Annotated in this window: 12 protein-coding genes and 3 tRNA genes; all 15 read right to left on the reverse strand. The window is 56.8% G+C overall.

The features are described from left to right. Positions 1–139: 139 nt before the first annotated feature. Positions 140–700 (reverse strand): hypothetical protein, encoded by a 561-nt coding sequence (locus IK083_08460; protein MBR4749585.1) that lies wholly within the window; start codon positions 698–700, stop codon positions 140–142. A gap of 119 nt (positions 701–819) precedes the next feature. After that, positions 820–2,832: a transketolase gene (gene tkt / locus IK083_08465; protein ID MBR4749586.1), complete on the reverse strand. Its 2,013-nt coding sequence runs from the start codon at positions 2,830–2,832 to the stop codon at positions 820–822. Between the two features lie 57 nt (positions 2,833–2,889). Further along, on the reverse strand, positions 2,890–3,624 hold the full coding sequence (locus tag IK083_08470) for an NTP transferase domain-containing protein (protein ID MBR4749587.1): 735 nt from the start codon (positions 3,622–3,624) through the stop codon (positions 2,890–2,892). Then, positions 3,621–4,931, reverse strand: a complete 1,311-nt coding sequence (clpX, locus tag IK083_08475) for an ATP-dependent Clp protease ATP-binding subunit ClpX (protein MBR4749588.1) — start codon at positions 4,929–4,931, stop codon at positions 3,621–3,623. The genes IK083_08470 and clpX overlap by 4 nt, the downstream gene beginning before the upstream one ends. After that, on the reverse strand, positions 4,931–5,521 hold the full coding sequence (locus IK083_08480; GenBank protein MBR4749589.1) for an ATP-dependent Clp protease proteolytic subunit: 591 nt from the start codon (positions 5,519–5,521) through the stop codon (positions 4,931–4,933). The genes clpX and IK083_08480 overlap by 1 nt, the downstream gene beginning before the upstream one ends. A 132-nt stretch (positions 5,522–5,653) precedes the next feature. After that, complete coding sequence (gene tig / locus IK083_08485) at positions 5,654–7,072, reverse strand: trigger factor (protein MBR4749590.1); 1,419 nt, start codon at positions 7,070–7,072, stop codon at positions 5,654–5,656. A gap of 66 nt (positions 7,073–7,138) precedes the next feature. Next, positions 7,139–7,213 (reverse strand) — tRNA-Gly (locus tag IK083_08490). 5 nt (positions 7,214–7,218) lie between these two features. Beyond that, a tRNA-Leu gene (locus tag IK083_08495) sits at positions 7,219–7,302 on the reverse strand. Between the two features lie 11 nt (positions 7,303–7,313). Beyond that, a tRNA-Lys gene (locus IK083_08500) sits at positions 7,314–7,389 on the reverse strand. A 383-nt stretch (positions 7,390–7,772) separates the two neighbouring features. Continuing rightward, complete coding sequence (locus IK083_08505; GenBank protein MBR4749591.1) at positions 7,773–8,543, reverse strand: hypothetical protein; 771 nt, start codon at positions 8,541–8,543, stop codon at positions 7,773–7,775. An 18-nt stretch (positions 8,544–8,561) separates the two neighbouring features. Further along, the gene (locus tag IK083_08510) at positions 8,562–9,815 is read right to left on the reverse strand and encodes a hypothetical protein (GenBank protein MBR4749592.1); all 1,254 of its coding nucleotides are present in this window, start codon (positions 9,813–9,815) and stop codon (positions 8,562–8,564) included. 22 nt (positions 9,816–9,837) lie between these two features. Then, positions 9,838–10,947: a GGDEF domain-containing protein gene (locus tag IK083_08515; GenBank protein ID MBR4749593.1), complete on the reverse strand. Its 1,110-nt coding sequence runs from the start codon at positions 10,945–10,947 to the stop codon at positions 9,838–9,840. 7 nt (positions 10,948–10,954) lie between these two features. Beyond that, positions 10,955–11,716: a nickel pincer cofactor biosynthesis protein LarB gene (gene larB / locus IK083_08520; GenBank protein MBR4749594.1), complete on the reverse strand. Its 762-nt coding sequence runs from the start codon at positions 11,714–11,716 to the stop codon at positions 10,955–10,957. Continuing rightward, a complete protein-coding gene (locus IK083_08525) occupies positions 11,716–12,150 on the reverse strand; it encodes a hypothetical protein (protein MBR4749595.1) in 435 nt (144 codons plus the stop codon). Before IK083_08525 ends, larB begins: the two co-directional genes overlap by 1 nt. A 9-nt stretch (positions 12,151–12,159) precedes the next feature. Then, positions 12,160–12,597, reverse strand: coding sequence for a hypothetical protein (locus IK083_08530; protein ID MBR4749596.1), 438 nt, complete (start codon positions 12,595–12,597; stop codon positions 12,160–12,162). Positions 12,598–12,600 lie beyond the last annotated feature (3 nt).

Here is a 12,600-nt window from a genome sequence, read left to right on the forward strand (position 1 = left end):
CAGTCAAAAGACGAATGATGAGTAATACGAAATAATAAGTAAAAAGGAATAAATGACGGGCTCGGCTCGGGGCCTTGTCCCGTGAGTAAGTCTTGTTTGAAAAACAGGATTTACTCACGAGACCAAACCTGTGAGCAGGTCAGAGTTTTTTGGCGGACACTATCCGGTAATCCCAATGGGGATTCACCTTGTCTCCGGGCTTGTCGGGTGTTTTCCCTGCGTTCTTGTCATAGAGAGCGACCTCTATTTCCCACACGGGACCCTTTACGCCCTTTTCTCTTTGACGGGCTATATCCCTTGTGGCTGTTTCCCAGCAGATATAGTCCACTTGCTCCTGATAATCTTCCTTGCTCTGTCCCGCATACATAGGGTATTTGGGATACCCGGGATGTATTTTCCTCGGAAAGATCTCTGCCTGAAGAAATCTTACGTCCCAGACAGAATCGTGCCTTTCCTCGTACCAATACTTATAGGGCTCATATCGAGCGCTGCGCTTTTGGTAATAGATATACTCCTTTACCTCAGCGTCAATGTCGAGGATATCGACCCATTTGTTTCTGGTGTAGATATTCTTCACCTTATTCCGGACGATATATACGCCGGCAGAGTCGCCCCTCTTCACATAAGCAAGATAATCAGGATCCTGCATCAGCTCCTTTTTATAGTTGTTTTGGGACTCGCCCTTGGATTTATCACTCATGATAAACTCCTCCTTTTTTTGATATACGGCTGTTGCCGGAGGGGCGGTCCCGCAGGGGGAAATCGTCAGATTTTCGGGATAAAAAAGGCATAGCCCCGAAGGGCTATGCTCATACGTACTTATTTTTTGCAGCAGCAGGGCTTCTCGAGGAAAGCCTTGGTCTTTTCGATGACGTTGGCGGCGGTGAAGCCGAATTCCTCTGCCAGCTTGCTGTAGGGAGCGGAAGCGCCAAAGTGATCGATACCGATGATGAGGCCCTTCTTGCCCACGTACTTGTACCAGCTGAAGGCGGTGCCCGCTTCTACTGCGATCTTCTTCAGGCCGCAGGGGATGACGGACTTCTTGTATTCCTCGGACTGCTCTTCGAAGAGCTCCATGGAAGGCATGGAGACCACTCTCACGCTGTGTCCCATATCCTTGAGAGCCTTGGCAGCGTCGATGGAGATGCCCACCTCGGAGCCGGAGGCTATGATGACAGCCTCGGCGTCGGGATCGTCATACACCACGTAGGCGCCCTTCAGAAGGCCCTTGGCCTTCAGAGGATCGTCGTTGACGGGCTTCAGGTTCTGCCGTGTAAGAGCCAGGCAGGTGGGTCCCTTCTTGTTCAGCATGGCTGCAGTCCAGGCGGCGGCAGCTTCGGCTGCGTCGGCAGGTCTGATGACGGTCAGGTTAGGCACTATCCTCATAGCGGCCAGCTGCTCGATGGGCTCGTGGGTGGGTCCGTCCTCGCCCACGAATATGGAGTCGTGAGTCAGGATGGATACTCTCTGGAGACCCATGAGAGCGGCCACTCTCAGAGCGGGCTTCATGTAGTCGGAAAACACCATGAAGGTGGCGTCGTAGGGTATCACGGAGCCGTAGGCAGCCATACCGTTGCAGATGGCGGTCATAGCCAGCTCGCGGACGCCAAAGTGTATGTTCTTGCCGGTGTAGTCGTCGGCGGAAAAGTCGCCGCCGCCCTTGATGTCCGACTTGTTGCTGGGAGCCAGGTCGGCGGAGCCGCCCCAGACGGCGGGCACCAGCTTGCTGACTACCTGCAGAGCGTTGCCGGAGGAAGCGCGGGAAGCGATGGGCTTTTCGGTGTCGGTGGCGGCGATGATCTGCTCAAAGAGATCCTCGGGCACGTCCTTGTTGAGCATGGAGTTCAGGAGAGCGGCAGCCTCGGGATACTTGGAGCAGTATTCGTCGAACATGGCCTTCCAGGCCGCGTATTTGTCGGAATTGGCAGCCTTGACTCCGTCAAAGTATTCCTTGACCTTGTCGGGGACCACGAAGCACTTCTCGGGATCAAAGCCAAAGCCTTCCTTGGCAGCCTTGGCTTCGTCGGCGCCCAGAGGCTCGCCGTGGGCCTTGGCAGTGCCCTGCTTGTTGGGGGCGCCCTTGCCTATGATGGTCTTGGCGATGATGAGGCTGGGCTTGGTGTTCTTCTGAGCCTTGGCTATGGCGGAGGAGATCTCGTCATAGTTGTGGCCGTCTATGTTCTGGATGTCCCAGCCGTAGGCGGCAAAGCGGCCCGCCACGTCTTCCTTGAAGGCTATGTCGGTGTCGCCCTCGATGGAGATGCCGTTGTCATCGTATATCATGATCAGGTTGTCCAGCTCCAGAGTGCCGGCCAGGGAGCAGGCCTCGTGGCTGATGCCTTCCATGAGGTCGCCGTCGCCGCACATCACGTAAACCTTGTGGCTGATGACGTCATAGCCGGGCTTGTTGGCCAGGGCGGCCAGTCTCTTTTCGGCCATGGCCATACCCACGGCGTTGGCGATGCCCTGTCCCAGAGGGCCGGTGGTGGTCTCCACGCCCAGGTCCGGGTCGTATTCGGGATGACCGGCGCACTTGGAGCCCCACTGTCTGAAGCTGGCGAGGTCGTCTATGGAATAATCAAAGCCGGCCAGATAGAGACAGCTGTAGAGCAGCATGGAGCCGTGTCCTCCGGAGAGCACGAAGCGGTCCCGGTTGATCCAGCGGGGATTCTTACTGTCATAATTCATCACCTTTCCGTAGAGGGTAAAGGCGACGTCAGCCATGCCCAAGGGCAGACCGGGATGGCCGGACTTGGCTTTTTCAATACCGTCAATAGCCAGACATCTGATAGTATCGGACGCCAGCTTGTCTATGCATTTGCAGCAACCCATATTTATTCTCCGTATGATTTGATAACAATTATATTATGACATATTTACAGACACAATTCAATCCTGCATGCCCCGGCGCACAATGGCTTCCGCGGCGGGGATATCCTCGGGACGCCCCATGTCGCACCATTCGCCCTCTATGCAGTAGGCGGCTATCTTTTTGCCGTCAGCTATGATGTCGGTGATGGCGGAGGGCAGCTCGTATTCGCCCCGGACCGAGGGAGTGATCTTTTTGCAGTAGTCAAATATCTCGTTCTTGAAGCAAAAGATACCCGCGCTGTTCCAGTGGCTGGGCACGGTGCCCTTGGGGGGCTTTTCGATCATCTTGGTGACCAGCTTGTCCTCGCCGAACATAATGGCGCTGCCCTGCCAGGGGTCTTCCACCCAGTTCAGGACCTCCACGGCCAGGAGATCGGGAGATTCGTTGAACTGCTTCACAGCGTCCTTGTACACCTTGCGCTCGGTGACGCAGTCGCCGTAGCACATCAGGATGTCTTCGCCGGCTACCAGCTTTTCACTCAAAAGGAGAGCTATACCCGTGCCGTAGCGGTCGTCCTGGACCACGTAGTCGATGTGTATGCCCAATTTGGAGCCGTCGCCAAAGTATTCCTCGACCTTCTCGGCCAGATACTTGGTGACCAGCACAAAATCGGTGATACCCGCATCCATACAGCATCTGATGACGTATTCCACCAGAGGTATGCCTGCTACCTTGATCATAGGCTTGGGGCAGTTGTCCGTGAGGGCGCCCAGGCGGGTGCCTCTTCCGGCTGCCAGAATCACAGCTTTCACTTAGCTTTTTCCTCCGCGCTTTCTTTTATTATCTCGGGAGCCGCCGCGCCGTTGACGGCGTCCTCCGTGATGGTAATCCTGGTGATATCGGGATCGGACGGAGTGTCAAACATCACGTCCAGCATCACCTTTTCCAGTATGGACCTGAGGGCTCTGGCGCCTGTCTTGCGGCGGATGGCCTCGTCTGCCACCGCCCTCAGGGCGCCGTCTGTGAAGCGCAGGTCCACTCCGTCCATAGCCATGAGGGCCTTGTATTGCTTGACTATGGAATTTTTGGGCTCGGTGAGTATCCTGACAAAGGCATCCTGAGACAGAGGGTCCAGACTGCTGATGACCGGCAGACGGCCTATGAGCTCGGGCAGCAGCCCGAAGTGCACCAGGTCGTCGGGCACCACGTGGGTCATGATCTCAGAGTAGTCGTCGTCGTTCTTGCCTATGTTGTCGGAATTGAAGCCCATGACGTTCTGATGCAGGCGTCTGCGGATCACGTCCTCGATGCCCACAAAGGCTCCGCCGCATATAAACAGGATGTTGGCCGTGTTGATGGGGATAAACTCCTGCATGGGGTGCTTGCGTCCGCCCTGAGGAGGCACGTTGGCCACGGTGCCCTCCAGTATCTTCAGCAGAGCCTGCTGCACGCCCTCGCCGGACACGTCCCGGGTGATGGAAGTATTTTCGTCCTTGCGGGATATCTTGTCTATCTCGTCGATATATATGATGCCCCGCTCGGCCCTTTTGATCACGTTGTTGATGTTGCCGCCGTCATCCGCCGCCTGCAGCAGCCTGAGGAGGATGTTTTCCACGTCCTCGCCCACGTAGCCCGCCTGAGTAAGGGTGGTGGCGTCGGCTATGGCAAAGGGCACGTTCAGGGCTTTGGCCAGACACTCGGCAAAGAGGGTCTTGCCGCTGCCGGTGGGTCCTATGAGCAGCACGTTGGACTTCTTGATCTCCACGTCGGTCTTCTTGCGCTTGCTCAGAGACAGGATGCGCTTGTAGTGGTTGTACACGGCTACGCTCAGTATCCGCTTGGTGGCTTCCTGCCCCACCACGTGCTCGTCCAGAGCGGCGTATATCTGTGAAGGCAGTATGAGAGTGTCATCGTTGGCATCGGGCACCGTGTCGTCGGGAATAGGCTTGCCCTGGAGAGCAGCCTCCACCTGAGGAGTGGAAAAAGGCCCGTGCACGTGAGTCTGAAACTCGCCGTAGCAGTCCTCGCACCAGATCTCACCCTGCACAAAAAAGAAAGAGCCTATCTCCTTGGGGGTGGCGCCGCAAAGGGCGCATTCAAATTTGGGCTTTCTGGGCATCAGGCTTCCTTCTTTCCGGTGATGATATTGTCGATGAGTCCGTATTCCTTTGCCTCTTCGGGAGACATGAAGAAGTCGCGGTCTATGTCCTTCATTACCTGCTTCACGGACTTGCCGGAGTTCCCTGCCAGGATGCCGGCCAGCACTTCTCTGTAGCGCAGCACCTCTCTGGCCTGGATATCTATATCCGAGGGGGTGCCCTCAAAGCCGGCGGAGCCCTGGTGGATCATGATCCTGGAGTTGGGCAGAGCGGAACGCTTGCCTCTGGCTCCGGAGCTCAGGAGCACGGCGCCCATGCTCATGCTGCTGCCCACGCAGATGGTGGACACGTCGCACTTGATGAGCTGCATGGTGTCATATATGGCCAGCCCGCTGATGACGGAGCCGCCGGGGCTGTTGATATATATCTCTATATCCCGGTCGGGATCTTCCTTTTCCAAAAACAGCATCTGGGCGATGACGGCGTTGGCCATCTCGTCGAATATCTCTCCCGACAGCATGATGATCCTGTCCTTCAGGAGACGGGAATATATATCATAGGACCTTTCGCCCTGCCCTGTCTGCTCTATGACATAGGGAACGTTGTACATAGGTAAATACTCCTTTTTATCGTCATATATATTATAACACAAGGGCGCCGGTTTATGCAAAAGCGGCGGCGCCCCGGCAAAAAACGAGGGGATCCCCCGCTGTCGCGGCCGGATCCCCGTCCCATATGCTTGCTAAGCCTGCTCTTCTGCGGCCTTGTCGTCCTCCGCCTTGTCTCCCTCGGCTGCCGCAGCGGCGGCTTCCTCGGCGGCCTTTTCGGCCTGATAGGCGTCCCAGTCCTTCTCGGTGACCACGGCGTTGTCGGAGAGGAATCTGACGAACTTTTCGTTCACCAGCTCGTCCTTGATCATGTTGAGCATGAACTCGTTCTTGTCGCACATCTCCTTGAAGGCCTCAAAGGTGGACTTGCGCTCCTCGGCCTTCTTGCCGATGGCCTCGTTGATCTCTTCCTCGGTGGGCTCCAGCTTCTCGGTCTCCACTATCCTGCCGGCGGCGAGAGAACGCTTCAGATTGACGTCCTCGGTGTTCTTGAACTCCTCGTACATCATCTCGGGGGTGAGCTGATACATCTTCATGTAGTCGTCCACCTTCATGTTCTGCTGCTTGAGATAGTCGCTGAAGCCTCTGAAGCGCTGCTCGATGCGGGGCTCCAGCATGGCCTCGGGATATTCTATGGACGCATTCTCCACCACCTTGTCTATGAGGGCGGTGTGGAACATGTTCTCGAACTGGCTGTCCAGCTGCTTCTGCATGTTGGTCCGCATGAGCTCCTTCATCTTGTCCACGGTGTCGGGCTTTTCGTCAAAGGGAGCGTCCTTGAAGGTCTCGGCCACCCATTCGTCGGTGACTTCGGGCTTGTTGGTGTGATACACGGTCTTGATGCGGATGTCAAAGGTACCGGTGGTGCCTGCCAGCTCCTTGTTGTAGTAGTCCTCGTCAAAGGAGAGCACTGCTCCGTCCCTGGTGTCGCCTATCTCCATGCCCTTCAGCACTTCGTCATTGGCAGGTATCTTGCCGTCGGTGACAAAGCTCTCGGTGGAGTTTTTGGTCTCGTCCTCTTTGTTGAGGAACTCCACGAACACGGTGTCGTCCTCGGCTATGGGTCTGTCCAGCACGGGCTCCACCCGGGTCTGACGGGCTACCAGATTGTCTATCTCGCTCTGCACCTCGTCGTCGGTGACGGTCTTGGTGTATCTGTCCACCTCCAGGCCCTTGTAGGCTCCCAGCTCCACCACGGGCTCGCCGGGAACGCTGAACTTGATGGTGATGATGCCGGCAGAGGCAATATCGGAGGATTCCACGTCATAACTCACCTGAGCGTAGGGCTCCTTTTCAAAGAGAGCCTTGACGGCGTCAAAGTTGTCCTTGACAAAATGCTCTGCCGCCATGCCGGGAACGGGATCCTGATCCACTGCGTAGATCTTTTCCAGGAGAGCTCTGGGAGCCTTGCCCTTGCGGAAGCCGTCCAGCCGGATCTCCTTGCTGATGTCCTTATATGCGGCGTTGAGAGCCTTGTCAAACTCGCTCTTTTCGATCTCTACCTCATAGACTGTCATACAGGCGTTGACCTGCTCGGTATTTATTACTTTCATATATATCCTCTCGATGAGACTTTTTCGCAAAAATAAAGGATATGGAAAAGGCTCCATATCCTTTGGTGGAGCGGGAGACGGGACTTGAACCCGCGACATCCACCTTGGCAAGGTGGCGCTCTACCACTGAGCTACTCCCGCATACTTGGTGGGCGAAGAGAGAGTCGAACTCTCACACCGTAAGGTACTAGTTCCTAAAACTAGCGTGTCTGCCATTCCACCACTCGCCCTAAAGGGTGGTTGGTACACGATCGGGGACTCGAACCCCGGACCAATAGATTAAGAGTCTACTGCTCTACCAACTGAGCTAATCGTGCATACCCCAGCCGACATACTTATTGTAACAAAAACAAGAGAGTTTGTCAAGGAGTTTGATGTGATTGTCCAATAAGCAAAGCGCTTTTCACAAGAGCCGCGGCTCTCCGGCATAACTTATTATAGCAAAAGACCGCCGGGCTTGTCAAGCCTTGGCCCGAAAAAACTTTCGGCCGGTTCCAGACCGCCTGCGCCAACGCGCCGGCAAATATTATTATACCTCTTTCCGAAGGGCTTGTCAACACCCGCAGGGCATTTTTTACCCGAAAAATGACCTTGTTCTATGGCGAATGGCCCCGGAGCCTTTCCCCGGCGCCAAAAAGCCCCGCCGGAGCGGGGCTGTCGGAGCGTATTCATCGGCCGGCAGCAGTCGCCGGCCTGTCTTCTATTTCATGGGGATCAGCAGATCCGAGATGATGGAGAGGTGCGGAGCGTCGGAGTCTGCGGTGTAGCAGCTGCGGAGGTAAAAGCCGATCTGAGGGGCCACCCAGCGATACACGGTCTTGCCCTTCTCGGTCTCATATCTCACCAGCCAGGTGTCCAGCTTTCTGTCGTCGGCAGAAGAGATCTTGGCTGTCTTTTCCACAATGCAGGCGTATTTGACTCCCGCAGGGGAGACGAATTCCCACTTGCGGCCCTTCTTCAGCTTGCCGGGCAAAAATTCCAGAGGTCTCTGGTACCACCTGGGCTCGCCCAGAGCAGCCTTGTCATAGATGACTCCGCAGGTGGGGTCCATGACGTCGGCGGCAGGAATGTTGTCGGCGTAAAAATACAGGGTGCCGTCGTTTTTCTGCAAGAACCATACGTCAAAGGATCTGAACTCTCCGGACTTGCCGTCGGCGGTCATGGGAGCCTGCTTGCGTATCATGCGGGTCACCTCCACTCCCTCGGGAGACGTCTTCTTCGTGTTGGTGACAGTGTAGATGTCGCAGGCCTTGTAGCTGCCCGCGTCATCGCAGATGATATTGGTCCAGGAGTCGCCGTTTTCCAGGAGCTTCACCTTGTCCGAGGACAGACCCAGGGATTTGGCTATGGGGTCAAACAGGCTGGACAGGGCGCTGTCAATGGGCCTGTCTATGACGCTCAGGCCAAAGACGGCTCCGCTCAGGGTACACACCGCAAGGACGGCCAGGACTGCGCGCAATGATCTCTTCATATAATCCTCCTATTTGTCTCAGAGCTTGTGCTCTATGTTGTCTCTGAATATCACCGTGCCGGAAGGCTTGTTGGGATTCTTGATGCTGTAGCCGCCGGGCCAGTAGTCTATGATGTTGTCATGGATGATCAGCTTGTCGGCCCCCTTCTCCACCCAGAGGCCGCCCTTGCCCAGGAGATGGCTGTCGGACATATTGAAGTTGTAGGCGTTGGCGCCCAGCTTCACGCAGGGGTCTCCCTCCGCGACCTGCAGGCCGTTGACGGACAGACGGGTCCAGGGGTGGTTGGCGCCGGGATTGTAATACAAGCCCTCGATGGACCCGCCCACTCCCCTCACCTGAGTGTTGGTGACCGTAGCGTTGTAATGAAGGGCCTGAGGGGAAATGTCTATACCTCTTCCGCCGGCGTTGATGAGCACCTGACAGCCGTCCATGACCACTCCGCAGGAGCCTCCCTGAAAGACGTAGCCGTTCTTCACGTGCTCGCACCAGCAGTTGCTGATCATATGGGGCAGACAGCCGGTGACGGCCTTGTTGCCCTCTCCGTCGGTGAAATGCTCCCGCTGCTGGAAAAAGGTCTTGGCCAGTATGACGAAGCAGTGGTCCATCATCACCCCGTCCACGTTGCCAAAGTCAAAGCACACCCGGTTCTTGGCATAAAAGGCGTCACCCGACACAGAGCTGCCCCCCACGAACCAGTGTATGTTTTCAAACTTGTTGATATCCTTGGCGCCGGATATGACTATGCCTCTGTAATGGCTCCAGCCGCCTATGTCTCTGAACAGACCGCCGCCGGCGTTGGTCTCCACCCCCTCGGGAGTGGAGATGCAGGTCCAGCTGCCGTCAAAGGCCACGTCCACCACCTCGGGGTTGATGCCCGTCAGCAGCAAAGTGGGCTCCGCCTTGTGGGGCTTCACGGTCTCCTGATTGTTGGGATACGTAAACAGCATGCCCTCCACCCGCACGGCGTGGCCAAAGGTAAAGGGGACGAAGTCGTGCCTCTTGATAATGATGGTGGTGTTCTTTCTGCCGTCTCCCTTCAGCACAGTGCCGATAGTCAGCTGCACGGGCTTGTCTATGAGATATTTGCCGGCCGGCACAGTCACCAGACGGGTGTTGTCCCCCTCTTCCGCAGCCGCCAGGACGGCCGCGTTGAAGGCGTCGGAAGCGTCGGCAGAGCCGTCAGGCAGGGCGCCGAAATCGGTGACGCTCACACCGTAGCACAGAGCAGCGCAAAATATGAGCGCAGCGCAGAACAGTATTCGTATTATCATATCACTCCTTCGGGGCGGCATATCAGCCGACCACCACGTTCTTGGTGCCCCGTTTGCCTACGTACATATTCTCGTCGGCCAGCAAAAACACCTCGCTCAGGGACATCCCTTCCTTATAGGCCGCCAATCCGGCGGTGACCGTCACCTTTACGGGAGGCTCTCCCTCCACCAGCTGCATCTCGGCGTCCTCTATCTCCCGGCGTATATGCTCGCATCTCGCCATCAGCTCCTCCTTAGAGCCGGAGGAGAGTATCAGCATCTCTTCGCCGCCCCAGCGGAACGCCAGCTCGCCTTCCCCGCAATTGATCCTGATGATGCCCGCCACAGTCTTCAGCACATAGTCGCCGCTCTTGTGGGTGTAGGTATCATTGATCTGCTTGAAGTTGTCTATGTCTATGACGGCCATGGACAGGCTCGCGCCGTGGCTCACGGCGTTGTCATAATATTTCTTTTGATACAGGTCCATGCGGCGCCGGTTCAGCAGGCCGGTCAGGGGATCCTTTTCCACCGCCTCCTCCAGAGCTCTCACCAGCATCTTGTTGCCCAGATAGGCCAGCACGTGGAGCAGCAGGAAGGTCAGCAGGATGCACACCACCCTCAGAGCCACGCTGACTATAAAGTCGGCTTCCTGGGCGGGATACAGCAGCACTCTGTTGTGCATAAAGGATACGACGATAGACGCCGCCATCAGGGTGCACAAAAAGTCCATGACCCTGTAGTCAAAGAACAGCAAGGTCAGCAGCACGTAATAAGGGGTAAAGCCCCACAGCTCCCTGCTGGGGAAGGAGTAGGCTATATAGTTCCAGTGGAGGCACAGCAGCAGGCACAAGATCAGCTTGGTGGTCCTCAGAAAGGCAGTGGGATAGGCGCCGGCGGCGCGTTTGGCCCGCCAGGACCGGGACGCGCATCCGGCCAGGATCACCAGCAGGATGTCAAACGCATCCAGCAGCAGCACACGGCCAAAGGAGATGTGGGCCAGATTGCCGGCAAAATACTCGGAGGTATAGAATATCCCCGAGCACAGCATCCCTACGGCTGCCAGATTGAGTATGTAGCCGTATATTTTGTCGGTATAGACGTCAAAAGCGTCCGAGTCATGACTGTTGTCGTGATGTATCTGTTGAGTCCTCATACCGGGATCATAGGTCCTTTGTCATGTTCGCTGTATTGATCTTGTGGGCCAGATAGCCCGCTCCGAATCCGTTGTCTATGTTCACCACGCACAGCCCTGCGGCGCAGCTGTTGAGCATGGTGATGAGGGCCGACACTCCTCCGAAGGAGACTCCGTAGCCCACGCTCACGGGTAGGGCTATGACGGGGCACTCCACCAGTCCCGCCACCGCTCCGGGAAGAGCGCCTTCCATGCCGGCGGCGGCCACTATACACGAAGAGCCCCTTATCTCCGGCAGCACTGCCAGCAGGCGGTGCAGACCGGCGATCCCCACGTCAAAGAAGGTCCTGACCTCGCTGCCCAGCAGGCTGCACACCAGCGCGGCCTCTTTGGCCACGGGGATGTCCGCCGTGCCTGCGGAGAGGACGGACACCCGGCCCCCCGGGACCCGGGGAGCGGAGCCCCGCCACACCAGCCGGGCCTCCGGAGAATACTCATGCTCCGGCAGCCGGTCCCTGATGCGGACATAGACCTCTTCGGAAAGGCGGGTGCCTATCACCAGCTTTTCCGTGTCGGCCAGACGAGCAAAAATGGCGGCGATATGCTCGTCGCTCTTGCCCTGGCAGAAAATCACCTCGGGCACGCCGGTCCTCAGAGCCCTGTGGTGGTCCAGACGGGCAAAGCCCAGATCCTCATAGTCTATATTGCCCAGAGTCTCCAGAGCTTCGTCCCGGGACACCCGGCCGCTGATGATGCCGTCTATGATGTCCGAGAGCTTCTCTCTGTCCACTATTTGTCTCTCAGCACCGTCACCAGCTTACAGGCGATGGGGTTGGCGCCGGCCGAGGATACGAATTCCTCGGTGCGGAATCTCCACACGTCGCCGGGCAGCATGAAGTCTATCTTGTTGTAGATGTTCTCTGCCAGATACAGTTGCCCTCTCAGCTTGTAATAGATGTTCCAGACAATAGTCACGTTGCGCAGTATGTCGCTGCCTCTGTTTTCCAGCAGGCCGTCTATGTGATATCTGGAATTCTTCACCAGTATCAGCACGTTGGAGGCGTTCAGCTCTCCGTCGTCATACACGTTGTCCACCCGGCGCTGCTCTTCGTCATACATCAGCACCATGATGCCGTTGGCGTCCTTTTCGATCTCCGGGGCCTGGGGCTCGGCGGTCTCCTCCACGGCAGCTTCCTGCGGGGTCATCTCATTCATTTCGTCCATAGCTCTCTCCTACAATCGAATGTCTATTATAGCGGAGACGCCCACGCCTTCCACGCGGGAGGCTCCCTTTACGCTCTTTTTGTCCACGGGCACCAGGCCTCTCATTCTCAGAGGGGTGCCAAAGGTCTTGTTGCTCTCCAGCTGGACCACGGCCTTCACCTTGTCCACCCGTTCCTTGTCGCCGGTCACCTGGGCCATACCGATCTCCTTGCCGTCGCCCAGGCTGAGGATGATCACCACCTTGGTGGCGGATTTGGTATCCAGCTGATTCTCGTTCAGCAGGTGATTGAGAAAGCTGTTGATCTGCCCTCCGTAGCTGTCCACCAGCACGCCCACGGCTATGCCCCCCAGCAGCGACCCCAGATTGAAGCCGGCGCACAGGGACGCCGCCGCCACGGATATGAAGAGCGACAGACAAACGACCGATGCGATGATCCTTTTTTTCATATA

Source organism: Abditibacteriota bacterium, from assembly GCA_017552965.1.
In the GTDB taxonomy this organism is placed as follows: domain Bacteria; phylum Armatimonadota; class UBA5829; order UBA5829; family UBA5829; genus RGIG7931.

Coding starts and splice junctions, on each gene's coding strand:
- tkt (MBR4749586.1), bottom strand. CDS start 2,832: ATGGGTTGCTGCAAATGCATAGACAAGCTGGCGTCCGATACTATCAGA.
- IK083_08480 (MBR4749589.1), bottom strand. CDS start 5,521: ATGTACAACGTTCCCTATGTCATAGAGCAGACAGGGCAGGGCGAAAGG.
- IK083_08530 (MBR4749596.1), bottom strand. CDS start 12,597: ATGAAAAAAAGGATCATCGCATCGGTCGTTTGTCTGTCGCTCTTCATA.
- IK083_08525 (MBR4749595.1), bottom strand. CDS start 12,150: ATGGACGAAATGAATGAGATGACCCCGCAGGAAGCTGCCGTGGAGGAG.
- clpX (MBR4749588.1), bottom strand. CDS start 4,931: ATGCCCAGAAAGCCCAAATTTGAATGCGCCCTTTGCGGCGCCACCCCC.
- tig (MBR4749590.1), bottom strand. CDS start 7,072: ATGAAAGTAATAAATACCGAGCAGGTCAACGCCTGTATGACAGTCTAT.
- IK083_08460 (MBR4749585.1), bottom strand. CDS start 700: ATGAGTGATAAATCCAAGGGCGAGTCCCAAAACAACTATAAAAAGGAG.
- IK083_08505 (MBR4749591.1), bottom strand. CDS start 8,543: ATGAAGAGATCATTGCGCGCAGTCCTGGCCGTCCTTGCGGTGTGTACC.
- IK083_08510 (MBR4749592.1), bottom strand. CDS start 9,815: ATGATAATACGAATACTGTTCTGCGCTGCGCTCATATTTTGCGCTGCT.
- IK083_08515 (MBR4749593.1), bottom strand. CDS start 10,947: ATGAGGACTCAACAGATACATCACGACAACAGTCATGACTCGGACGCT.